The sequence below is a fragment of the Methylobacterium phyllosphaerae genome, assembly GCF_001936175.1.
In the GTDB taxonomy this organism is placed as follows: domain Bacteria; phylum Pseudomonadota; class Alphaproteobacteria; order Rhizobiales; family Beijerinckiaceae; genus Methylobacterium; species Methylobacterium fujisawaense.
On record NZ_CP015367.1, the window covers coordinates 5,143,212 to 5,165,531 of the forward strand.

Consider the following 22,320-nt stretch of genomic DNA (forward strand, 5'->3'; position numbering starts at 1 on the left):
ACCCGCAGACTTTCGCCGACAGGACCGTTGCAGGGATGCAACATCCATCCCACATCCGGCTGGCGAAGCGATATCGCACAGCCAACCGCACAGCCAAGAGATCCATGCGCAATCCCTACGACGTGCTGGGCGTGGCCAAGGGGGCGAGCGAGGCCGAGATCAAGAAGGCCTATCGCAAGCTCGCCAAGGACTTCCACCCCGACCGCAACAAGAACGACGTGAAGGCCAAGGACCGTTTCGCCGAGGCGAACTCGGCCTATGAGATCCTGGGCGACGCCGAGAAGCGCAAGCAGTTCGACCGCGGCGAGATCGATGCCGAGGGTAAGCCGCGCGCGACCGGCTTCGAGGGGTTCGGCGGCGGCCGCGGGGGCAATTTCGACTTCGAGCACATGGCCCGCGCCCAGCGCGGCGGCGGCATGGGCGGCGGCGGGATGGGCGAGGACATCTTCTCGCACATCTTCGGCGAGGCCTTCCGCGCCGGCGGGGCCGGACCGGGCGGTCAGCGCCAGCCCGCCAAGGGCGAAGACGTCGCCGCAGAGCTATCGGTGACCCTGGAGCAGGTCGCCAGCGAGGAGAAGCTGCGCCTCGCCTTGCCCACCGGCCGGGAGGTCGACGTGATGATCCCCCGTGGTGTGATCGACGGCCAGACCATCCGGCTGCGCGGTCTCGGCCAGAGCGGCGGCCTCCGGGGTGAGCCGGGCGACGCCCTGCTGACGATCCGGATCCGCCCGCATCCGCGCTTCACCGTCGAGGGGGCCGACCTGCGCACCACCGTCGACGTTCCCCTGGAGGATGCCGTGCTCGGCGGCACGATCCGCGTGCCGACGCTCACCGGCGTCGTCGAGATGAAGATCCCGGCGATGACGAGTTCCGGCCGCACCTTCCGCCTGCGCGGCAAGGGCCTGCCGAAGAAGGACGGCACCCCCGGGGACCTGTTCGCCACCACGGCGATCGTCCTGCCGGAGGGCGAGGATGCGGCCCTGGCGGACTTCGCCCGCAGCCGGCGGGCCGCCAAGGCGGCCTGACGGCCTCGCGAACCGGACACCGAGGCCGGCTTGACGGCGCTCGGTGTCGCCCCGGACTTCCGTCGCCGGGCCGCCTCCGCTAAGGAGGCCCCCCGGCCCCGAAAGGGGTCGCGCGGCTTCGGGATCGATCATGGCGGAACACGGGCAGGGCCTTCTGGCGGGCAAGCGGGGCATCGTCCTCGGGGTCGCCAACAACCGCTCGATCGCCTGGGGCATCGCCCGCAGCGCCCGCGCCCACGGCGCCGAACTCGCCTTCACCTATCAGGGCGATGCCCTGCGCAAGCGGGTCGAGCCCCTCGCCAAGGAGCTCGACGCCCACGTCATCGGGCATTGCGACGTCACCGAGGCGGCCACGATCGACGCGGTCTTCGCGGAAGCCGCGAAGGTCTTCCCCGACGGCATCGATTTCGTCGTCCACTGCGTCGCCTTCTCCGACAAGGACGAGCTGACCGGCCGCTATATCGAGACCTCCGAGGACAACTTCACCAAGTCGCTCCTGGTCTCGTGCTACTCGTTCACCGCCGTGGCCCAGCGTGCCGAGAAGATCATGCGCCCGGGCGGCTCCCTCGTGACGCTGACCTATTACGGCGCCGAGAAGTGGATGCCGCATTACAACGTGATGGGCGTGGCCAAGGCGGCCCTGGAGGCGTCGGTGCGCTACCTCGCGGCCGATCTCGGCCCGAAGAACATCCGGGTCAACGCGATCTCGGCGGGCCCGATCAAGACCCTCGCCGCCTCCGGGATCGGCGATTTCCGCTACATCCTGAAGTGGAACGAGTACAACGCGCCCCTGCGCCGGACCGTGACGATCGGGGAGGTCGGCGAGACCGCGTCCTACCTCGTCTCCGACATGGCGGCGGGCATGACCGGCGAGATCCTCCACGTGGATGCCGGCTACCACGTCGTCGGCATGAAGAATCCCGAGGCCCCGGACCTCACCCTCGACAAGGATTGAGGCGCGCTCCGTCACCGCACGCGCCGCGCGCGGCCAGACGGCTCTTCGCGCGGTCCGATCGGATCGGGGTCAATCCTCATCCGCGTCGGCGAAGTCCCCCGAGAGCTTGAGCCCGTCGATCCAGGTCTCGCCGTCGCGCTTGATGACGGTGCGCGGCCGGACGCGCCCGTGCTCCGCGATCCCCGCCGCCAGCCGCTCCGAATGGGTCGCGAGCCAGACCTGGGTGCGTTCTGCGGCCCGCGCGATCAGCCGCGCCAGCGGATCCATGAGATCGGGATGCAGGCTGGTCTCGGGCTCGTTCAGGGCGATGAACGGCGGCAAGCGGTATCCGAGCAGGGCGCCCGCGAGGGCGAGGTAGCGCAGGGTGCCGTCCGACAGTTCCGGCGGATCGAAGATCCGGACGGGGAAGTCGGGAAAGCGCAGGCCGAAGCTGGCGTGACGGCCCGGCTCGGGGATGACGAGCCCCGCACCCGGGAAGGCGGCGTCGACGGCCTCGTCGATCTCGGCGGTGTCCTGCCGGATATGCGCCAGGGTGGCGAAGACGGCGGCGAGGTCCGAGCCGTCCGAGGCCAGCGTCGGCGTCGTCACCGCGAGGCAGGGCCGGCGTAGGGGCGAATCGGCATCCGTCCGGAAATCGTGGTGGAAGCGCCATCCCGCCAAGGCGAGGCGGACCAGGGCGATCTCGGGAAGCCCTGTGGCGTCGAGGAGGCTGCCCAGCGCGGTCTCGGTCGCCAGCAGATCCCCGCCGAGGGAGCGTTTGGCGCCCGCCTCGTCGCGGACGAAGCCGCTGCGCCCGTCGCGATCGAGGAGTACGGCCGTGCGGCCGCGGGTGCGGACCGTCAGGCGCTCGGCCTTCACCTGCGGCTCCTTCCGAAAGGCCGCGCCGAAAATCGAGTCGCCGGCCTGCTGCACCAGCCCGACCTCCACCGTGTATTGGAAGTCCTGGCCGGTGCCGTCGTGGCGCAGGGTGGCCGACAGGCAGATCCGCGCGGCCTCGCCCTGCCGACGGCGACCCGCCCACAGGGCCGAGTCCATCCCGCCCTCCGCGGCGAGATCGCGGGTGAGCGTACCCCGGGCCGCCGCCTGTAGGAGCTCGAGCGAGCGGTACAGGTTGGTCTTGCCCGTGCCGTTGCCCCCGACGAAGACCGACAGCCGATCGACCGGGAAGCTGATCCGCCGCAGCGAGCGGTAGCCCGAGACCGCGATTTCCCGAACCACCAGCATCTCGGGCCTCCCCCCGTCAGTCGGGCACCGTGAGATCCGCGATGCCCTTCGAGGCCTCCGGGAATCGCGGATCCATGGCCTCCAGTGTATCGGCCACGGTCCGGGCAATCACGTAGTTGCGGAACCACTTGTGGTTGGCCGGCACCACCAGCCAGGGCGCATGGGGCGTCGAGCAGCGGCCGAGGGCGTCCGCGAAGGCCTGCTGGTAGGCGTCCCAGGACTTCCGCTCGACCAGATCGGCGGGATCGAATTTCCAGCGCTTCTCCGGATCGGCGATCCGGGCCTCCAGGCGCTTCTTCTGCTCGGCCCGGGAGATGTGCAGGAAGAACTTGATCACGGTTGTGCCGGACTCGGTGAGCAGGCGCTCGAAGTCGTTGATGCGGCCGTAGCGGCTCTGCCACACCGCATCCGGAACGAGGCCCTTCACCCGCACCACCAGCACGTCCTCGTAGTGGCTGCGGTTGAACACCCCGATCATGCCGCGTCCCGGCACGCGGGCGTGGTAGCGCCACAAGAAGTCGTGATCGAGTTCCTCGCTCGAGGGCACCTTGAACGAGGCCACGGTGCAGCCCTGCGGGTTCACGCCCTGCAGGACCGAGCGGATCGTCCCGTCCTTGCCGCCGGTATCGATCGCCTGGAACACCAGCAGCAGGCTGCGGGCGCGTTCGGCATAGAGGCGCTCCTGGAGGGCGACGATGCGCGCCCGCTCCCCGGCCAGGGCCTCCTTCGCCCAGGCCTTGTCCAGCCCGCCATCGGCGTCGGCCTCCACCGCGGAGAGGTCGAAGGCCGCGCCCGGCTCCACCGTGACGATGCCCGGGGCGGCGAGGATGGGGATCTGGCGGTGGCCGTCCAGGGCGGCCGGGACGGTCCCGGCGATCGTGTCCGCGGAACCCGCCCAGCGGGCCGTCGACGGGCGGGGCGGCCGGGGCGATCCATGCAGGTCTGCCTCACCTGTCATGTCATCGGGACGTTTGTGGCCGCGATGATGCTTGCCGTGCTTCTTGGACATGGGGCAGGACCTGTATCCGGATATTGCCGACCGACGGCGAGAACGGCCGGCGATCCAGGCCGTTCCGGATTCCTGCGCAGGACGGGGTTGAGACGGTTGGGTACGATCTACTTCATCCGGCACGGCCAGACCGCCTGGAACGCCGAGGGACGCCTCCAGGGCGGGCGCGACACGGACCTCAACGCCCAGGGCGAGGCGCAGGCGGCGGCCGTCGCGGAACGCCTCGCCGCGGCGGCGGGGGCGACGCTGGCGGAGGCCGATTTCGTCGCGAGCCCGCTCAAGCGCACCCGGCGCACCATGGAGATCCTCCGGACGGCCCTCGGCCTGCCGCCGGCGGCGTACCGGACCGATCCGCGCCTGCGCGAGATCGGTTTCGGCAGCTGGGAGGGCTCCACCTGGGCGGAGATCCGCCGCCGCGACCCGGCGGGGGCGGCCGGCCGCGACCGGGACCGCTGGCATTACCGTCCGCCCGGCCTCGGCGCCGAGAGCTACGCCGCCCTGGTCGAGCGCGTCGGCCCGATGATCGCGGCCCTGGAGCGGGATACGGTGGTCGTCGCCCATGGCGGCGTGGCACGGGCGGCCCTCGTCGCCCTCGGTCATCTCGACATCTACGCCGCGCCCCGCCTCGGAATCCGGCAGGGCGAGGTCCTGATCCTCGAGCCCGGTGGCTGGCGCTGGGCTTGATCCCGTGCGCCTGCGCAGTGCAAGGCCGCCTCGATAACGGCATGATCGGCAGGCTATAGGGCGGCGGCCAGGACAGGCGCCGGCTCGAGCGGCCGGCCAGCGGAGCAGCGGATGAGCGACGTCGCCGAAAAGACCCGGCCCGGCCCGGTGGCCGGGGAGCGCGACCGTCCCGGGGACGCGGCGATCCTGCGCGGCGACCACCGGCCCGACCTGATCCGCGACGAGGTCCTGGCCGAGATCTTCCTGCACGCCGCCGAGACCCGGCCCGACCATCCCTGCCTCGTCGACGGCGCCCGCGTGGCGGCCGGCGGCGTCCACCCGCACCTGACCTACGCGGAGGTCGCCGCCCGGGCCGGCCGGATCGCCGCCGGCCTCGCCCATCGCGGCATCGGCCCCGGCGACGTCGTCGGCCTGTGGATGGCCCGCGGCCCGGACCTCCTCGTGACGCAGATCGGCATCACGATGTCGGGGGCGGCGTGGCTGCCCTTCGACGCCGAGGCGCCGGCCGACCGGGTCGGCGTATGCCTTACCGATGCGAGCGCGAAGGCGCTGCTGGTCTCGCCGGCGCTGGCGGCCGCGGCGCCCGACGGGACGCCCGCCCTGACGCCCGCCGATCTCGACGCGGGGACGCCCGCCGATGCGCCCGAGCCGGACCCGCGCGCCGCCGGACTGACGCCCGAGCATCCCGCCTACCTGATCTACACCTCGGGCTCGACCGGCGTGCCCAAGGGCATCGTCATCAGCCACGCCAACATCTGCCACTTCCTCCGGTCGGGGAACGCCCTCTACGGGATGCGCGCCGACGACGTGGTGTTCCAGGGGGCCTCGGTGGCCTTCGATCTCTCGATGGAGGAGATCTGGGTCCCGTACCTCGTGGGTGCGACCCTGTTCGTGGCGAGCCCGGCCATGATGGGCGACCTGGAATCGCTGCCGGGCATCCTGGAGGCGGAGGGGATCACGGTGCTCGACACCGTGCCGACGCTGCTGGCGATGATCTCCGGCGACCTGCCGCGGGTCCGCCTCGTCCTGCTCGGCGGCGAGGCATTGCCCGAGCCGCTGATCGCCCGCTGGGCGACGGGCGGGCGCCAGCTGTTCAACACCTACGGGCCCACGGAGGCCACCGTGGTGGCGACCGCCGCCGAGATGCGGCCCGGCGAGCCGGTGACCATCGGCGGCCCGATCCCGAACTATTCCGTCTATGTCGCCGGCGAGGACCTCGCCCTGCTCGGCCGCGACCAGCAGGGCGAGCTGCTGATCGGCGGCCCCGGCGTGGCGCGGGGCTACCTCGCCCGTCCGGAGCTGACGGCGGAGAAGTTCATCGCCAACCCCTTCGCGTCCGACGGGACCGATCCGGTGCTCTACCGCTCGGGCGACGCGGTCTCCCTCGATGCCGAGGGCCGGATCGTGTTCCACGGCCGGATCGACGATCAGGTGAAGATCCGCGGCTTCCGCGTGGAGCTGGGCGAGATCGAGTCCCGGATCCGGGCGGTGCCCGACATCAACCAGGCCGCCGTCGTGCTCCGGCAGGACGACGGCGTCGACCGCCTCGTCGCCTTCCTGATCCCGGAGCGCGGCCGCGCCATCGACGCCGCGGCCCTGCGCCGGACGCTTGCCGGGCAGATGCCGCCCTACATGGTGCCCGGCCATTTCGAGGTGGCCGAGACGCTCCCGCGGCTGACCTCCGGCAAGGTCGACCGCAAGGCGCTGAAGATCGCCCCGCTGACGGTGGTGGCCGCCGACGGCGAGCAGGAGCCCCCCGCCAACGAGACCGAGGCGGCCCTCGTCGCGGCTGCCAAGCAGGTCTTCGGCAACCAGCCGATCGCCCTCGAGGGCGATTTCTTCGCCGATCTCGGCGGGCATTCCCTGCTCGCCGCCCGCTTCGTCTCGGCGGTGCGCGAGAACCCGCCGCTCGCCGGCATCACCCTGCCGGACGTCTATGCCCTGCGCACGATGCGGGCCATGGCGGACGCGCTGATCGCCCGCACGGGCGGGATGGGCGCCGGGGCCGCGACCCGTGACCTGAGCTTCGAACCGCCGCCGCTGCTGCGCCGGGCGCTGTGCGGCCTCGCGCAACTCGTCGCGCTGCCCTTCGTCATCGCCCTGGCCACTGCGCAATGGCTCGGCATGTTCGTGACCTACCTGCTGCTCACCGGCGGCGGTCTCAGCTTCTTCGCCGAACTCGGGGTGCTGCTCCTCGTCTACGTGGCGATCAACGGCGTGACCGCAGTGGCCGCGGTGGCCGGCAAGTGGCTCATCCTCGGCCGGACCAAGCCGGGCCGCTATCCGCTCTGGGGCGCCTACTATTACCGCTGGTGGCTCGCGCAGCGGCTGGCCCCGCTGGTCCACGTGAAGTGGCTCCAGGGTTCGCCGGCCATCGCCATCTACCTGCGGCTGATGGGCGCCCGGATCGGGCGTGACACCCTGATCTCCGACATCGAGATCGGCGCGCCCGACCTCCTGACCATCGGAGACGGCGCGTCGCTCGGCGGTCGCCTCGTCATCGCCAACGCCGAGATCGTCGGCAACGAGCTTGTCATCGGCCGGGTCGAGATCGGCGCGGATGCGGCGGTGGGAACCTCCTGCGTCATCAGCCACGACACGGTGATCGGGCCGCAGGCGGAGATCGCCGACCTGACCACGATCCCCGTGGGCTCGCGGGTCGGGGCGGCCGAGCGCTGGGACGGTTCACCCGGCCGCAAGGTCGGGATGGCGGACCCCTCGGACCTGCCCGCGCCCGCCGAGGCCTCCTTCGCGCGCCGCAGCGCCTTCATGGCGGCCTATGTCGTCCTGCTCGGCGCGATCCCCGCGGTCGGCCTGCTGCCGATCTTCCCGGCCTTCTTCATCTTCGACCAGATCTCGGATTCGTTCTCCGACATCACCGACGTCGACTACCACTGGTACCTGCCGATCCTCACCTGGCCCACGGCCATGCTGATGACCGCCGGCACGGTGCTGCTGATCGCCGGCATCCGCTGGATCGTGCTGCCGCGGACGCGCTCGGGCACCTACTCGGTCCATTCCCTGTTCTACCTGCGGAAATGGTCGCTGGCGCTCGCCGTCGAGGTGACCCTGGAGACGCTCTCGTCGCTGTTCGCGACCGTCTACATGCGGGCCTGGTACCGGCTGATGGGCGCCAATATGGGCCACGGCGCCGAGATCTCGACCAACCTCGCGGGCCGCTACGATCTCGCCGAGGTCGGCGCGAAGAACTTCGTCGCCGACGAGGTGGTGTATGGCGAGGAGGAGATCCGGCGCGGCTGGATGCACCTGGAGCCGACCCGCACCGGGGCGCGGGTCTTCGTCGGCAACGATGCCGTGGTGCCGCCGGGCGCCGTCATCCCCGACGACGTGCTCATCGGGATCAAGTCGAAGCCGCCCGAGAACGCCGCCATGAGCCCCGGCGAGACGTGGTTCGGCTCCCCGCCGATCCGGCTGCCGGCCCGCCAGAAGGTCGATCTCGGCTCGACCGCCCAGACCTACGAGCCCGGCGCCTGGCCGAAGATCCGGCGCGGCGTGTTCGAGGCCTTCGCGACCTCGTTCTCGCCGATGCTCTATATCACCCTCGCGATCACGGTGATCGACTGGTACTTCTACCCGGCCATCCTGGAGCAGGACTGGTGGGGACTGGCCTTCAGCTTCGTCGCGGCGAGCGTCGCCATCGCGCTGATCCAGTCGTCCGCCGTCATCGCGATGAAATGGCTGCTGATGGGCGTCTACAAGCCCGGCATGCAGCCGATGTGGTCGTGGTGGGCGATGCGCACCGAGGCGATCGCCGTGGCCTATTGGGGACTCGCCGGCAAGGTGCTGCTCGAGCATCTCCAGGGCACGCCCTTCCTGCCCTGGGTGCTGCGGCTGTTCGGGGTGAAGGTCGGCAAGGGGGTGTGCATGCTCACCACCGACATCACCGAGTTCGACTGCGTCACCATCGGCGACTACGCCACCATCAACCGGGTCTCGGCGCTGCAGACGCACCTGTACGAGGACCGGATCATGAAGATCGGCCGCGTCGTCGTCGGCCGGGGCGTCTCGGTGGGCGCGTTCTCGACCGTGCTGTACGATACGAAGGTCGGCGATTTCGCCCGCCTGCGTCCGCTCACCATCGTCATGAAGGGCGAGTCGATCCCCGCCAACACCGAGTGGGAGGGGGCGCCCGCGGTGCCGGTGATCCACCGCGCCTGACCGTGGCCCCGGTCAACGGATCTTGGCGGTGTACTAGCTCGTCTACGAGCGAGTGATGCCGCCAAGCTAACTTATTGTAATGTCTAGCCTGCGATATTAGTATAGATTGAGATGCCGAGCCGTTCCCCCAGCAATGCCGGGATGGGACGGCGCCATCGTTCGAGCCGAGGATCGACAGTCGTCCGTGCAACTCGATCCCGCGACTCTGCTGGTCGTCAGCGCGGCGACGACCTTTCTGGTCGGCGTGTTGTTCATGGCCTCATGGCGGCAGGCTCCCGGATCCCGGACGCTCGCCCTCTGGGGCATGGCGCACCTCGTCGGGGCGGCCGGGTCGGCCGGCCTCGCGTTGCGCAATCAGATCCCCGACCTGATCTCGGTGGGCTTGGCCAACGCGGTGGTGCTGGCTGCCTACGGCCTCATCTGGAGCGGAGTCCGTACCTTCGAGCATCGCGAGCCACGGACGGGCGTCGCGATGGCGGGTGCCCTCGGATGGTGCGTCCTGTGTCTGATCCCGGCCTTCTATGCCGCGATCGAGGCCCGCATCCTCTACGCCTCGGCCGTGGCGGCCCTCTATTGCGGCGCTGCGACCGCGGAGATCTGGCGCGGTCGCGCCGAGCAGCTCGCCTCCCGGATCGCGGCTGCGACCATTCTCGGCCTGCACAGCGCCTTCTACGTCCTGCGGATCCCCGCGACCGTCATGGCGCCGCCGCAGCCGGGCCTGAGCCCGCTCGCCTCTCCCTGGGTGGCGATCCTGTGCTTCGTCACTCTGATGTTCTCCATCGCCTCGGCCTTCACCTTCATGGCGCTGGTCAAGGAGCGGGCCGAGCGCGAGCAGCGTATCGCCGCGTCCACGGACGCCCTCACCGGGGTGCGTAACCGCCGGTCCTTCACCAGGGCCGCCGAGCGGGCGATGGCCGAGTATCCCGACGTCGCCCTGCTGCTGTTCGACCTCGACCGGTTCAAGGCGGTGAACGACCGTTACGGTCATGGGGTCGGCGATGCGGTCCTGATGGGCTTCTGCGCCATGGCGACGTCGCTCTTGCCCAGGGAGGCGCTGCTGGGCCGCCTGGGCGGCGAGGAATTCGCCTGCCTGCTGCCGGACGTCTCGCCCGCCGAGGCCCTCGGTCGGGCCGAGGAACTGCGCCGGACCTTCGCGCAGCTTCACGTCCCCGAATTGCCGGGCCTCAGCGTCAGCGTCAGCATCGGGATCGCGCAGGCCCGGCCCGGGGTCGCGTTCGATGCGCTGATGCAGCGGGCCGATGCGGCGCTCTACGCCGCCAAGGAGGGGGGGCGCGACCGGGTCGCCGTGGCGGAATCGGTCGCGGTCCGCGCCGCCTGACGCGCGGCCGGGTCGCTCACGCCAGGGCGCGGGCCGCCTCGGAGACCTTCCGCACCGACGTGTTGACGACGGCCGCCGAGGCCGCGATCTCCGCCATGGCGGCGTGAACGGCCGCGACGCTCTGCGCGGCGGCCTGCATGTTCTCGGTCATGTCGCGGGTCACCGTCGCCTGTTCGGTCACGGCTGACGACACGCTCAGCGAGAGCGCACTCAGCTGTTCGATCGTCCCACCGATCCCGTCGATCGCCGCGACCGCCCGCGCGGTCTCGGCCTGCACGGCGGCGATCTGGGTGCCGATCTCTCCGGTCGCCTTTGCGGTCTGCCCGGCGAGGGCCTTCACCTCGGCGGCCACCACGGCGAAGCCCCTGCCGGCCGCCCCGGCCCGGGCCGCCTCGATGGTGGCATTCAGCGCCAGCAGATTCGTCTGGTCGGCGATGGAACGGATCAGGCTCACCGCCGCTCCGATCCGGTCGGCGGCGCCGGTGAGGCCCACGACGATCGCGGCCGCCTCCTCGGCGCGGGAGACGACCAGGTCGACGGACGATTTCGCCTGCAGCGCGTGACGGCTCAATTCCTCGATGGAAGCGGCGAATTCCTCCGAACCGGCCGCGACCGCTTCGACATTCTGGGTGGTCTGGCTCGACACCTCCGCTGTGTCGTCGGCCTGCCGGACGACCCGGCTCATGGACTCGCGGATCGCCGCGATATCGGCATCGATGGCGCGCTGGCTCTCGGCCCGGCGCTGCCGATCCTCGACCTGCCGGGTCACGTCGGTGGCGAACTTGACTACCGCGCAGGGCTTGCCGTCGGTGTCGAGGATCGGGTTGTAGGCACCGAAGATCCAGACCGTGCGGCCGCCCTTTCCGATCCGCCGGAACTCGCCGGCCTGATACTCGCCGTTGCCGAGGGCGGTCCAGAACGCGGCATAATCCGCGCTCGCCGCCTCGGCCGGCGGCAGGAACATCCGGTGATGCCGCCCGCGGATTTCCTCGAGGGTGTAGCCCAGGGTGGCGAGGAAGTTCGCGTTGGCGTCCACGATCGTGCCGTCGAGGGCAAAGCTGATCGTCGCCTGCGAGCGGTCGAGGGCCGCGATCTGGCCGGCGTAGAGCGCGTTGCGGGCGCGCTCCGCGGTGATGTCGGTGGCGAGCTTGACCACCTTGATCGGCTTGCCGCGTCGATCGAGGATCGGATTGTAAGACCCCTGGATCCAGACAATCCGGCCGGACTTGGTCAGGCGGGGGAAGGCGCGGGTCTCGTGCCGGCCGGCGCGCAGCCCGTCCCAGAAGGCGGCATAGTCCGAACCCGACCGCTCGGATTCCGGCACGAACAGGCTGTGATGCCGGCCCCGAACCTCTTCGAGGGTGTAATCGACGAGCGCGAGGAAGATCGCGTTGGCATCGGTGACCATGCCGTCGAGATCGAATTCCACGCGGGCCATCGTCCGATCGATGGCCGCGAGCAGGGCGTTGTCGCGAAAACCAAATATCGCCATTTGAAAACGTCCCTGTCTGTTTTTATTTATGAATTATATTGATCTCACAGCGATTCATTTGATCGCAGGCGCGCCGTTTCGTCTGTGTTAAAGCCCAGCTTAGAGTATTGCAAATCTGTTTCACATTGGTCAATCGGCTTGTCGGCGCCTTAAAGATGGCGGATCATTTGGTAATTTTATTTGTTTCGGTCGTTATTCATGTGTATTCGGATCGAGAAATGCCGCAAATGGCTCATTCGATCGGATTTCGGGCCATCGTGCGCTGAGGTACTCAGCCGGATGGCGCGGCTCGCGGTCTGCGCTAGGACGGGGCGAACGTCGACGGGCCGATCCAAGTCGGTCGAGGCGACTGTCGGCACGGCACTGACTGGAGGTCGGACATGGACGAGGACACCCGGATCGATCGCCTGGAGATCCGTTTGACCGAGCAGGACGCGACGATCGAGGACCTGAACCGCACCGTGACCGAGCAATGGCGCGTCATCGACCGGTTGGTGCGGCAGCTGGACATGCTGCGGGAGCAGGTCGAGGAGGCGGCCGCCCGGGCGGCGCCGCGGGGGCTGGAGCCGCCGCCGCCCCATTACTGACGGAGGGAGCCGGCGCGCCGGGGTGCGACGCGCCGGCCCGCGCGTCAGAAGTTCGCCTGCGTGACGAACTTGGTGACCAGGTAGGCGTCGAGCGCCTCCGGGCCGCCCTCGCTGCCGTAGCCCGAATCCTTGACGCCGCCGAACGGCGTCTCCGGCAAGGCGAGGCCGTGGTGGTTGATCGAGATCATGCCGCTCTCGACCGCGTTCGACACCCGCGCCGCCCGCTCGGCGGAGCGGGTATAGGCGTAGGCCGCGAGCCCGTAGGGCAGACGGTTGGCCTCGGCGAGCGCCTCGCCGTCGTCGGAGAACCGGTTGATCATCGCCAGGGGCCCGAAGGGCTCCTCGTTCATGATCCGGGCGGTCAGCGGCACCTCGGTAAACACCGTCGGCTCGAAGAAGTTACCCTGGTTGCCGATGCGCTTGCCGCCGGCGCGCAGCGTCGCGCCGCTCGACTCGGCGTCCGCCGCCAGCGCCGTGACGGCGTCGAGGCGCCGCCCGTGGACCAGCGGTCCCATCTTGGTCTCGGGATCGAGCCCGTCGCCGACCTTCACGGCCTTGGCGAAATTGGTGAAGCCCTCGACGAAGCGGTCGAAGACCGAATCGTGCACGAGGAAGCGGGTCGGCGAGACGCACACCTGGCCGGCGTTGCGGAACTTCGAGGGGGCCAGGACGGCGACCGCCTTCTCCACGTCGGCGTCGCCGAACACGATCGCGGGGGCGTGGCCGCCGAGTTCCATCGTAGCGCGCTTCATGTGTTCGCCCGCGAGTGCCGCGAGCTTCTTGCCGACCACGGTCGAGCCGGTGAACGAAATCTTCCGGATCACCGGATGCGGGATCAGGTAGGCCGAGATCGTCTCGGGGTCGCCGTAGACCAGCGAGAGCGCGTCCCCCGGGATGCCGGCATCCAGGAAGGCGCGGACCAGGGCGGCGCAGCTCGCTGGCGTGTCCTCGGGACCCTTCAGGATCACCGTGCAGCCGGTGCAGAGCGCCGCCGAGATCTTGCGCACCGCCTGGTTGATCGGGAAGTTCCAGGGGGTGAAGCAGGCCACCGGTCCGACCGGCTCGCGCACCGCCACCTGCAGCACGCCGTCGGCGCGGGCCGGGATGACGCGGCCGTAGGCGCGCTTACCCTCCTCGGCGAACCAATCGATGATGTCGGCCGCCGCCAGGGTCTCGACCCGCGACTCGGCCAGCGGCTTGCCCTGCTCCAGGGTCATGGTCCGGGCGATCTCGTCGACCCGCGCGCGCAGGAGGTCGGCGGCTTTCCGCATCACCTTGGCGCGCTCGAAGGGCGCGACGCTGCGCCAGGCCGGGAAAGCGCGGGACGCGGCCGCCAGGGCCTCGTCGAGATCCGCCGTGGTGGCGACGGCGCATCGGCCGATCGTCTCACCCGAAGCCGGGTTCAGGACTCCCAGGGTCTCCCGTTCGGCACCCGCGCGCCAGCGCCCGGCGATGTGAAGCTCGGTATCCGGATACATCGGTCGATTCCCGCTCGGCCGCACCATCGGCCGCAGGCGGACTGTGCCGATGTGGCGCGCCTGGGCAATCCCCGCGGCGGCATAGCTGGAACCGTCTGTATTCAGGCGGCGGCGCGGGCGGGCTCCGGTGCCTGGACAAGGGTCGCGGTCCCGTGGCGGGCGCGGAGGGTCGCGCCTTTCGGGACCACCTGCCATCCCTCGCGACAGCCATCGATCGGCTCCGACACCACCACGATGCCCCCCGGCCCCTCGCGGAAATACAGGCTCGGCGGCCGGCCATCGCAGGCCCAGCGGTAGGCGGTGAGCGTCTCGCCATCCGTAAGCAGCGCGGTGAAGCGCAGCGGCTCGCTGACGCTGGCGGCTTCCATCAGCTCGCGCACGGTCTTGAGCGTCCGCGCCATCGCGCCGACGGGATCCTCCTCGAGGCCGTTGGCGAGTGCCAGCAGGAAAATCGCCTCCGAATCCGTGCTGCCCCGACGGTGGTCGTAATAGGTATCCGGGATCAGCGCTTCGAGCCGCCGCTTGATCCGGTGGTAGCCGCCGATCTGACCGTTATGCATGAACAGGTGCCGGCCGTAGACGAACGGGTGGCAGTTCGCCCGGGCCGTGGCGGTCCCGGTCGACGCACGCACATGCGCGAAGAAGGTGCGCGCCCGCACCTGCCCACACAGGTTCACCAGATTTTCGTCCGACCAGGCCGGGGAAATGTCGCGATAGACCCCCGGCTCGGGCCGCTCGGCGTACCAGCCGATGCCGAAGCCGTCGCCGTTGGTTTCGGTCTTCCCCTCGTCGGCGTGCAGGGACTGATGCACCAGCGAGTGGGTCGGCGCGCAGACGAGGTCGGAGAGGAAAACCGGCTCACCGCTATAGGCGAGGAAACGGCACATGACGGACGATGATCCTTCAGCTCAGGTCCACGTACGATCCCGCGCAACGCCCCTCGGAGGGTGGAGACGTTCCGCCGCAGGACGTTAACAGTCGGTCCACTCCGGTGAACAGTTTCTTAACCGGTCGGAAACTGCGCCATTTTCGTGCGTTCCGCATGAAATCGGTGCCGCTTGATCGCAGGGCAGGCATTCGCCGGCGCGGCGACGCGACTCTTGTGAGCCGTCTCATGAAGGGTCAGCATGGCCAAATCGGGGAATCAGAACGCCGCCCAGGAGGCGGTCGCCCGAAGCGGGGCAAGGCACCAACAGCAGGAGACTTTTATGGATTGCGCAGTGCCCGACGGATCCGCCCCCGTGGCTCTCGTCGTGGAGGACGATGCGGCCGTGCGCGATCTCGCCACCGCGGTGCTTGAAGAAACCGACCTCGGAGTCATTGCCTGCGAAAGCGCGGAGGCGGCCCTGTCCGTGCTGGAGCGCCCCGACGTGACGGTGGCGTTGCTCTTCGCCGACGTGCGGTTGCCCGGTGCGATGGACGGGGTGACCCTGGCCCAAGCCGTCAAGCGGCGCTGGCCGGACGTGCGCGTGGTCGTGACCTCCGGCGCGGGCCGGGATGCGCGGCTCCCCGACCAGGCGGTCTACATGCAGAAGCCGTGGCGGGCCCTCGACGTGCTGGTCCAGGCCGAGCACGCGACCATGGCCGCCAAGGCTGCCTGAGCCCGGCGCGCCGACGCGATCCCTTCACGTCTTCGCGCGTTCAGCGACGCGACCCGGGGCTGCGTGACGTCTCCTGACGTGGCGCAGCCCCGGTTCTCGTGGCGCACGCAAGGACGGCGGCATCGCCGGAACGTGCCCGTCCGACGTTTTCGCTGGCCCGCTGTCTCGCCCGGCCGCTGCGCGCCGCAAAGAAAGAGCCCGGCCGCTCGCGCGGGCCGGGCTCTTTCACAACCGATGTGACGTCGCTCAGGCGGCGGGAGCCGGGCTGACCGGGGTCTGACCCGAGGCGTTGCCGCCCTGAGCCGGCGCAGCGGACGGCGACGGGAAGCCGGGACGACGGCTGCCGGCGGGGAAACGGGGCTTCGGCTTCGGCGCGGCGATCAGGCCCTCGCGGATAGCGGTCTTGCGAGCCTGCTTGCGGGCGCGGCGCACGGCCTCCGCCTTCTCGCGGGCCTTGCGCACGGACGGCTTCTCATAAGCCTTGCGCTGCTTCATCTCGCGGAAGATGCCCTCGCGCTGCATCTTCTTCTTGAGGACGCGGAGCGCTTGATCGACGTTGTTGTCGCGAACGAGTACCTGCAACGGACTTGATCCTCTGGACCTGAAGTTCTGGGTTCACGCGGCCCGCCGCCGATCTGGAAACCGGCAACGTCCCTCGCCCGGGATGAACCCGAGGGGGACGGGAACGTCGGTTTCCGAATCGGCGTGGAGCTCACGCCTTGACGGGGCTATTACACCAAGCGCGCACCAGTTCCAACCTGCCCGCGCGATCCATCTGCGTCTGCGTCGTGCTAGGTTGCGCGGATGAGACACGACGACTCGCAGCAATTCGCCAGCGACAACTATTCCGGCATCTGCCCGGAAGCCTGGGGAGCCATGGAGGCGGCCAATCGCGGCCACGCCCCGGCCTATGGCGAGGATGCCTGGACGGCCAGGGCGGCGGACGCGTTCCGGGACCTGTTCGAGACCGAATGCGAGGTGTTCTTCGCCTTCAACGGCACCGCCGCCAACGCCTTGGCCCTGGCCGCGCTGTGCCAATCCTACCACAGCGTGATCTGCGCCGATTCGGCCCATGTGGAGACCGACGAGTGCGGCGCGCCGGAATTCTTCTCCAACGGCTCCAAACTGCTCACCGTCCGAACCGAGGGCGGCAAGCTCACGCCGGAGGCGATCCGCGGGCTCGCCCAGAACCGCAGCGACATCCACTTTCCGCGGCCACGGGTGGTGACGATCACGCAGCCCACCGAGACGGGACAGGTCTACAGCCTCGCCGAGCTGCGGGCGCTGTCGGCGACCTGCCGCGAGCTGGGGCTCGCCCTGCACATGGATGGGTCTCGCTTCGCCAATGCCTGCGCGAGTCTGGGCTGCAGCCCGGCCGACATGACGTGGCGGTCGGGTGTCGATGTCCTGTGCTTCGGCGGGACCAAGAACGGCATGCATGCCGGCGAGGCGGTGGTGTTCTTCGACCGCAAGCTCGCCGAGGATTTCGGCTACCGGTGCAAGCAGGCCGGCCAGCTCGCGTCGAAGATGCGCTTCCTCGCCGCCCCCTGGGTCGGCATGCTGGAGAGCGGCGCGTGGCTGAGGAATGCGGCCCACGGCAATGCCTGCGCCCGGCACTTCGCCGACTCCGTCGCCGGGCTGCCGGGGGTGCGGGCGCTGTTTCCCGTGGAGGCGAACGCCGTCTTCCTGACGATGCCGGCCGCCACCATGGAGGGCCTGCGCGCCCGGGGCTGGCGGTTCTACACCTTCATCGGCGGCGGGGCGCGCTTCATGTTCGCCTGGGATGCCCGCCCCGAGCGGGTGGACGAGCTGGTCCGGGACCTGCGCACGCTGGCCGCCGCGGCGGCCTGACGGGGTGGACATGGGAGTGCGGAGCCGCCCCACCGACGGTGTTTCGCACGCTGGTGTCGGGTTTTCCTGAGGAGCATCAAGACGCTGGCGCGGCCCGCGCACGGTCGTCCTCGCGAGCGCAGCGAAGCAACCCCGTCTCGCGCGACGCCTGCCGATGTCGTGCAGCCCTGGGTCGCTTCGCTGCGCTCGCGATGACGGCGGCCCCGAATACCCAGTCTCAAGTGGGCCGGGTGCGACGCCTCAGTCTTCTGCTTGCCCCCTACAGCAGCGCGAGATCCGCCGGCTCCGCGCTCGGGAAGATCCGGCGCAGACTCGCCTGATCGAGCCCGTAGAGGCGCTGGAACAGCCCGCCGAGCAGCCCCCGATAATCGGTGAGCACCGGATAGTCCCGGTTCTGGAACAGGTGCGCCTCGTCGGCCCGCACCTGCGGTCCGGCGATTCGCCCACCCCGGACGCCGCCGCCCAGGATCCAGTAGACGCTGCCATGGCCATGGTCGGTGCCGCGGCTGCCGTTCTCCCGGAAGGTGCGCCCGAACTCCGACAGCACGACCACCACCGTGTCGGACCAACCGGGCCCGATCTCCTCGACGAAGCCGGACAGGCCCCGCCCCAGCTCGCCGAGCCGGTCGGCGAGGTAGCCGGTGCCGGCACCCTGGTTCACGTGCGTGTCCCAGCCGCCGACATCCACGAAGCCGAGATTGAAGTTCTCGCGCATCAGGCGGCCGATCCGCCGCGCCGACAGCTCGAAGCCCTTGGGCGAGACCGCTCCGCGGTCGGCCTGACCGGCATGGTCGGAAATCGTCTGGTAGACCGCGTCGCGCACCCGGAACCCCTCGGTCACGGCGGCGGCCAGCTTGGTGTCGCTGTACATGGCGGCGATGAGGCGCGCCTGCCGGTCGTCGATGCCGGGCTTGCCGACGCCGTTGATGGCGATGTTGGGCACCGTCTCGCCGCCCCGGAAGATCAGCGGCATCTGATCCGTGAAAGCGATCGGCCGGACCCGGGTCAGCTCCGCGGCCAGCCGGGCCATGAAGCCGGAATTGTAGTCGCGGCCGGACCCGACCGTCTGGCCCATCTCGATCGTGTCCTGGGTCTCGAAATGGCTCCGGGTCAGGTCGTCGGTGCCGGCGAAGGGCACGAAGGCGGCCTGACCCTTGGCGTAGAGCGGCAGGAGCGTCTCGCGCAACGCCGGGTGCAGGCTCCAGTCGGCGTCGAGCGCCAGGGCGGCCTTCGGGTCGGCGGCGTCCGGCTTGGCGATCGCGAGGTTCGGCCGCGACCGGTAGTAGAAATCGCTGCCGGTGGGGATCACCACGTTGGCGGCATCGTAGGCGCCGCGCAGGAACACCACGAGGAGGCGCGCATCGGTCTTGGGGGCCGCCCAGACGCGGCCGGCCACCGTGGACAGGCCGAAAGCCGCGGCGGCGCGGATCAGGTCGCGACGGTTCATCGCATGAACTCCGGCGAGGCGAGGTAGAGGGTGTTCCAGTCCTGCGGCGACACCGCCTGGGCGAGCGCCGCCCGCGTCGCCGCCGACAGGGTGCCGGACAGCGTCGAGAAGTAGAGTCCGTTGGCGAGCACCGGGAAGGCCGGCTCCTCGGCCTGATCGGGCAGCGTCGGCTTGAACAGGCCGGCCGAGCCCGACCCGATCTGCCGGGCGATCTCGAACCGCGTCGCGAGCTGCCCGGGGCCGCTCCAGGCGGCGGCATCGAGGGGGTAGCCGTCCGGCGTCGACCGGTTGAACAGGCCCTCGCCGAGGCGGTTCAGCCAGCCGAGCACCGGGCCGGCGTTGCGGATCACCCTTGTGTCGTAGGCCATGCGCAGGGCGGAGAAGACGTAGCGCACCGGGTCCTTGAAGGCGCCGCCGCGCTCGGCCGTGAAGGCCGGCTCGCGCACCAGCGCCTCCATCACCGCGGCGATGTCGCCGTCGCTGCGAGTGAAGACGGCGGCGAGCCGCGCCACCAGGGCGTCGTCGGGCGGCTGACCCAGGAAGTAGGTGGCGAGCGCCCGGGAGACGTTGGTGGCGGTGGCGGGATGGCGGGCGATCAGATCCACCGCCTCCTCGATCTCCGGCCAGCCGCGGCCCTGGATGCGGGTCCCGAGGAAGACCTTGTCGCCGTAATCGTGCCGGTTCGGGTTGAACGCGAACAGGCCGTCCCGGCGGAAATCGGCGGCATGCTCGGGGCGCAGCTTCGGGGTCTCGGCCTTCATGTCGATGCCGACACCACTCAGGATCCGGGCCAGCGCCTCGACATCGCCCTGCGTGTAGCCGGAGCCGACACCCATCGTGTGCAGCTCCATGATCTCGCGGGCGTAGTTCTCGTTCGGCCGGCCGGCCGCGTTGGCGTCGTTGTCGAGGTAGCGCAGCATCGCCGGGTGGCGCAGGCTCGCCATCAGCAGGTCGCGGAAGCGCCCGAGCACGTGCGGACGGATCGCGGTGTCGAGGTAGTCGCCCACCGCGGCGCGCAGGGTGGACTTGCCCTGATGCACGTTGAACCGGTTAAACCAGAACCACGTCAGCCGCTCGCGCAGCTGATCGGGGCTGTAGAGCGCCCGCAGGACCCAGACGGAGGCGGCGTTCCGCGCGGCCATGTTCAGCGCGGCCTGGAAGGCCTGCTGGGCGGCCTTCTTGGCGTCGGGGTCCTGGATGTCCTTGAACGCCTTGGCCTGCGCATCCAGCGCCTGGGCCCGTTCGAACAGGCTGCCCGGCGGGGTCAGCGCGTCGACCTGCGCCTGGGCGGCGGGCGGCAGGCGCGATTCGGCCGGCGGATGGAGCTGGGCCTGCAGCCACCGTGCCCGCCCCTCCGCGGTGAGCTGCGCGAAGGCAGACGGGGTGGCGCCCCAGGTCAGGGCATCCAGGAAGGCGGCATCGGCCGCGGCGGCCTGCGGCAACGCGTCGGCCGCACGGGGCCCCGGGCCCGCCCAGGCCACCAACAGACCAGCAACCAGACAACAGCGTGTTGCGGCGCGCGACATCGCAGCCTCGCGGTGCGTGGATCGGTCGGGGCAGCGTGGTGTCGTGTCCCTGTACCGTGCCTGAAAGGCAGCCCCATCATGCCGGCGTCTTTGCCAATATCGGGGCTTGCCGCTACACGATCCCGAGACCGCGCGAATGCCGCGCCGCGCACCACCACGTTCCGCCGATCCAGAGCGTTCGCTCCATGCTGATGCAGACCAAGACCGAGGCGAGGCCGGCCGATCCGGTGTCGCGGCGGCGCACCTTCGCGATCATCTCCCACCCGGACGCGGGCAAGACCACGCTCACCGAGAAGCTGCTCCTGTTCGGGGGCGCGATCCAGCTCGCCGGCGAGGTGAAGGCCAAGCGCAACCGGGTCTCGACCCGGTCCGACTGGATGGGGATCGAGAAGGAGCGCGGCATCTCGGTGGTCACCTCGGTGATGACCTTCGAGTACGGCGATTGCGTCTTCAACCTCCTCGATACGCCCGGCCACGAGGACTTCTCGGAGGACACCTACCGGACGCTCACGGCGGTCGATTCGGCCGTCATGGTGATCGATGCGGCGAAGGGGATCGAGGCGCGCACCCGCAAGCTGTTCGAGGTCTGCCGCCTCCGCGACATCCCGATCGTCACCTTCATCAACAAGCTCGACCGCGAGGCCCGGGACCCGTTCGAGCTGCTCGACGAGATCGAGAAGACGCTGGCGCTGGACGTCGCCCCGGTGACGTGGCCGATCGGCACCGGCCGCAACTTCTCGGGAACTTACGAACTCGGCGGCAACCGCGTGCGCCGGCTCGACGCCGCCGAGGATGCCGGGATGGTGGCGGTGTCCGGCCCGGACGACCCGCTGTTCGACGAGCTGCTCACTGAGGACGGAGCGGCGGACGCGTGGCGCGAGGAGGTGGAGCTGGCCGAGGGCGGCCTGAAGCCCTTCGACCTCGACGCGTTCCGCGAGGGACACCTGACGCCGGTGTTCTTCGGCTCGGCGCTGCGCAATTTCGGCGTGCGCGACCTCATCGACGGTCTCGCCAAGGTGGCCCCGCCGCCCCGCGGCCAGGATGCCGACAAGCGCCTCGTCGAGCCCACGGAGCCGCGCATGACCGGCTTCGTGTTCAAGATCCAGGCGAACATGGACCCGAACCACCGGGACCGGATCGCCTTCATGCGGGTCTGCTCGGGCAAGCTCAACCGGGGCATGAAGGCCCGGCTGGTGCGCACCGGCAAGCCGATCTCGCTCTCGGCGCCGCAATTCTTCTTCGCCCAGGACCGAGCCATCGCCGACGAGGCCTATGCCGGCGACGTGGTCGGCATCCCGAACCACGGCACGCTGCGGATCGGCGACACGCTCACCGAGGGCGAGGACCTCGTGTTCCGCGGCGTGCCGAGCTTCGCCCCCGAGATCCTGCGCCGGATCAAGCTCACCGACGCCATGAAGGCCAAGAAGCTCCGCGAGGCGCTGCAGCAGATGGGCGAGGAAGGCGTCGTTCAGGTCTTCGTGCCGCAGGACGGCAGCCAGGCGATCGTCGGCGTGGTCGGGGCGCTCCAGCTCGACGTGCTCAAGGAACGGCTCCAGGCCGAGTACGGCCTGCCGGTGGATTACGAGACCTCGCGGTTCTCGGTCTGCCGCTGGGTGTCGTCCGACTCGGAGGCGGAACTCGACAAGTTCGTCGATTCGCACGGCTCGGCCATGGCCAAGGACCTCGACGGGGCCCCGGTCTTCATGGCGACCACGGCGTTCTCGCTCCGCTACGAAGAGGAGCGCTACCCGGCGGTGCGCTTCACCGATGTGAAGGACTATCAGAAGCGGGCGGTGTGAGCCGGTCCGGAGCCCCGCTCCGACGGCGGGCGCCGCGCGTCGTCGCGCGCGGCGTGACAATCCGGCGGCGCCACGCTCATCGCGGCGGCGCTGCCCGGACCGCTGTGCCGCCCCCGCGACGCCA

General features: G+C 70.1%; 17 protein-coding genes. 9 read left to right on the forward strand and 8 right to left on the reverse strand.

Annotated features, from left to right (window positions below):
- Window positions 1–104: 104 nt before the first annotated feature.
- The gene (locus tag MCBMB27_RS23560; RefSeq protein ID WP_075381402.1) at window positions 105–1,025 is read left to right on the forward strand and encodes a DnaJ C-terminal domain-containing protein; all 921 of its coding nucleotides are present in this window, start codon (window positions 105–107) and stop codon (window positions 1,023–1,025) included.
- Window positions 1,026–1,155: 130 nt separating this feature from the next.
- Window positions 1,156–1,980 (forward strand): enoyl-ACP reductase FabI, encoded by an 825-nt coding sequence (gene fabI / locus MCBMB27_RS23565; RefSeq protein ID WP_043381765.1) that lies wholly within the window; start codon window positions 1,156–1,158, stop codon window positions 1,978–1,980.
- Between the two features lie 69 nt (window positions 1,981–2,049).
- Here the strand turns inward: fabI and MCBMB27_RS23570 are convergent, their stop codons facing one another.
- The gene (locus MCBMB27_RS23570; protein WP_075381403.1) at window positions 2,050–3,204 is read right to left on the reverse strand and encodes an AAA family ATPase; all 1,155 of its coding nucleotides are present in this window, start codon (window positions 3,202–3,204) and stop codon (window positions 2,050–2,052) included.
- Between the two features lie 16 nt (window positions 3,205–3,220).
- Entirely contained in the window at window positions 3,221–4,213 is a 993-nt protein-coding gene (locus MCBMB27_RS23575; protein ID WP_075381404.1) for a polyphosphate kinase 2 family protein, read from the reverse strand.
- Window positions 4,214–4,309: 96 nt separating this feature from the next.
- Here MCBMB27_RS23575 and MCBMB27_RS23580 point away from each other — a divergent pair, with 96 nt between their 5' ends.
- The 3 genes from MCBMB27_RS23580 (at window position 4,310) to MCBMB27_RS23590 (ending at window position 10,415) form a co-directional block, all read left to right on the forward strand.
- On the forward strand, window positions 4,310–4,897 hold the full coding sequence (locus MCBMB27_RS23580; RefSeq protein ID WP_043353469.1) for a histidine phosphatase family protein: 588 nt from the start codon (window positions 4,310–4,312) through the stop codon (window positions 4,895–4,897).
- A 111-nt stretch (window positions 4,898–5,008) separates the two neighbouring features.
- Window positions 5,009–9,076: a Pls/PosA family non-ribosomal peptide synthetase gene (locus MCBMB27_RS23585; protein ID WP_075381405.1), complete on the forward strand. Its 4,068-nt coding sequence runs from the start codon at window positions 5,009–5,011 to the stop codon at window positions 9,074–9,076.
- A 184-nt stretch (window positions 9,077–9,260) separates the two neighbouring features.
- Window positions 9,261–10,415: a GGDEF domain-containing protein gene (locus MCBMB27_RS23590; RefSeq protein WP_075381406.1), complete on the forward strand. Its 1,155-nt coding sequence runs from the start codon at window positions 9,261–9,263 to the stop codon at window positions 10,413–10,415.
- Window positions 10,416–10,431: 16 nt separating this feature from the next.
- On the opposite strand, the gene MCBMB27_RS23595 is transcribed toward MCBMB27_RS23590, so the two are convergent.
- Window positions 10,432–11,907: a methyl-accepting chemotaxis protein gene (locus tag MCBMB27_RS23595; protein WP_075381407.1), complete on the reverse strand. Its 1,476-nt coding sequence runs from the start codon at window positions 11,905–11,907 to the stop codon at window positions 10,432–10,434.
- 380 nt (window positions 11,908–12,287) lie between these two features.
- Here MCBMB27_RS23595 and MCBMB27_RS23600 point away from each other — a divergent pair, with 380 nt between their 5' ends.
- Entirely contained in the window at window positions 12,288–12,494 is a 207-nt protein-coding gene (locus tag MCBMB27_RS23600) for a SlyX family protein (RefSeq protein WP_043353476.1), read from the forward strand.
- 44 nt (window positions 12,495–12,538) lie between these two features.
- On the opposite strand, the gene MCBMB27_RS23605 is transcribed toward MCBMB27_RS23600, so the two are convergent.
- Both MCBMB27_RS23605 and MCBMB27_RS23610 read right to left on the reverse strand, forming a co-directional pair.
- Complete coding sequence (locus tag MCBMB27_RS23605) at window positions 12,539–13,972, reverse strand: NAD-dependent succinate-semialdehyde dehydrogenase (RefSeq protein ID WP_075381408.1); 1,434 nt, start codon at window positions 13,970–13,972, stop codon at window positions 12,539–12,541.
- A 101-nt stretch (window positions 13,973–14,073) separates the two neighbouring features.
- Window positions 14,074–14,859, reverse strand: a complete 786-nt coding sequence (locus tag MCBMB27_RS23610; RefSeq protein WP_043353480.1) for a class II glutamine amidotransferase — start codon at window positions 14,857–14,859, stop codon at window positions 14,074–14,076.
- Window positions 14,860–15,180: 321 nt separating this feature from the next.
- On the opposite strand from MCBMB27_RS23610, the gene MCBMB27_RS23615 reads away from it, so the two are divergent.
- Window positions 15,181–15,573 carry a response regulator gene (locus MCBMB27_RS23615; protein ID WP_075381409.1) on the forward strand — a complete coding sequence of 131 codons (393 nt, stop codon included), beginning with the start codon at window positions 15,181–15,183 and terminating at the stop codon, window positions 15,571–15,573.
- A 246-nt stretch (window positions 15,574–15,819) separates the two neighbouring features.
- Here MCBMB27_RS23615 and rpsU read toward each other — a convergent pair whose 3' ends face one another.
- Window positions 15,820–16,155 (reverse strand): 30S ribosomal protein S21, encoded by a 336-nt coding sequence (rpsU, locus tag MCBMB27_RS23620; protein ID WP_043381746.1) that lies wholly within the window; start codon window positions 16,153–16,155, stop codon window positions 15,820–15,822.
- Between the two features lie 222 nt (window positions 16,156–16,377).
- On the opposite strand from rpsU, the gene MCBMB27_RS23625 reads away from it, so the two are divergent.
- Complete coding sequence (locus MCBMB27_RS23625) at window positions 16,378–17,424, forward strand: threonine aldolase family protein (RefSeq protein ID WP_075381410.1); 1,047 nt, start codon at window positions 16,378–16,380, stop codon at window positions 17,422–17,424.
- 259 nt (window positions 17,425–17,683) lie between these two features.
- On the opposite strand, the gene MCBMB27_RS23630 is transcribed toward MCBMB27_RS23625, so the two are convergent.
- Both MCBMB27_RS23630 and MCBMB27_RS23635 read right to left on the reverse strand, forming a co-directional pair.
- Entirely contained in the window at window positions 17,684–18,871 is a 1,188-nt protein-coding gene (locus tag MCBMB27_RS23630) for a DUF1501 domain-containing protein (RefSeq protein ID WP_075381411.1), read from the reverse strand.
- Window positions 18,868–20,397, reverse strand: a complete 1,530-nt coding sequence (locus MCBMB27_RS23635; RefSeq protein ID WP_075381412.1) for a DUF1800 domain-containing protein — start codon at window positions 20,395–20,397, stop codon at window positions 18,868–18,870. The genes MCBMB27_RS23630 and MCBMB27_RS23635 overlap by 4 nt, the downstream gene beginning before the upstream one ends.
- Window positions 20,398–20,582: 185 nt before the next feature.
- On the opposite strand from MCBMB27_RS23635, the gene MCBMB27_RS23640 reads away from it, so the two are divergent.
- The gene (locus tag MCBMB27_RS23640; protein ID WP_043381739.1) at window positions 20,583–22,196 is read left to right on the forward strand and encodes a peptide chain release factor 3; all 1,614 of its coding nucleotides are present in this window, start codon (window positions 20,583–20,585) and stop codon (window positions 22,194–22,196) included.
- Window positions 22,197–22,320: the final 124 nt, after the last annotated feature.

Excerpts from the sequence above, each read along its gene's own strand:
- MCBMB27_RS23560 (WP_075381402.1), top strand. The coding sequence starts at position 105 with ATGCGCAATCCCTACGACGTGCTGGGCGTGGCCAAGGGGGCGAGCGAG.
- fabI (WP_043381765.1), top strand. The coding sequence starts at position 1,156 with ATGGCGGAACACGGGCAGGGCCTTCTGGCGGGCAAGCGGGGCATCGTC.
- MCBMB27_RS23570 (WP_075381403.1), bottom strand. The coding sequence starts at position 3,204 with ATGCTGGTGGTTCGGGAAATCGCGGTCTCGGGCTACCGCTCGCTGCGG.
- MCBMB27_RS23575 (WP_075381404.1), bottom strand. The coding sequence starts at position 4,213 with ATGTCCAAGAAGCACGGCAAGCATCATCGCGGCCACAAACGTCCCGAT.
- MCBMB27_RS23585 (WP_075381405.1), top strand. The coding sequence starts at position 5,009 with ATGAGCGACGTCGCCGAAAAGACCCGGCCCGGCCCGGTGGCCGGGGAG.
- MCBMB27_RS23595 (WP_075381407.1), bottom strand. The coding sequence starts at position 11,907 with ATGGCGATATTTGGTTTTCGCGACAACGCCCTGCTCGCGGCCATCGAT.
- MCBMB27_RS23600 (WP_043353476.1), top strand. The coding sequence starts at position 12,288 with ATGGACGAGGACACCCGGATCGATCGCCTGGAGATCCGTTTGACCGAG.
- MCBMB27_RS23605 (WP_075381408.1), bottom strand. The coding sequence starts at position 13,972 with ATGTATCCGGATACCGAGCTTCACATCGCCGGGCGCTGGCGCGCGGGT.
- MCBMB27_RS23610 (WP_043353480.1), bottom strand. The coding sequence starts at position 14,859 with ATGTGCCGTTTCCTCGCCTATAGCGGTGAGCCGGTTTTCCTCTCCGAC.
- MCBMB27_RS23615 (WP_075381409.1), top strand. The coding sequence starts at position 15,181 with ATGGATTGCGCAGTGCCCGACGGATCCGCCCCCGTGGCTCTCGTCGTG.
- MCBMB27_RS23625 (WP_075381410.1), top strand. The coding sequence starts at position 16,378 with ATGAGACACGACGACTCGCAGCAATTCGCCAGCGACAACTATTCCGGC.
- MCBMB27_RS23630 (WP_075381411.1), bottom strand. The coding sequence starts at position 18,871 with ATGAACCGTCGCGACCTGATCCGCGCCGCCGCGGCTTTCGGCCTGTCC.
- MCBMB27_RS23635 (WP_075381412.1), bottom strand. The coding sequence starts at position 20,397 with ATGTCGCGCGCCGCAACACGCTGTTGTCTGGTTGCTGGTCTGTTGGTG.
- MCBMB27_RS23640 (WP_043381739.1), top strand. The coding sequence starts at position 20,583 with ATGCTGATGCAGACCAAGACCGAGGCGAGGCCGGCCGATCCGGTGTCG.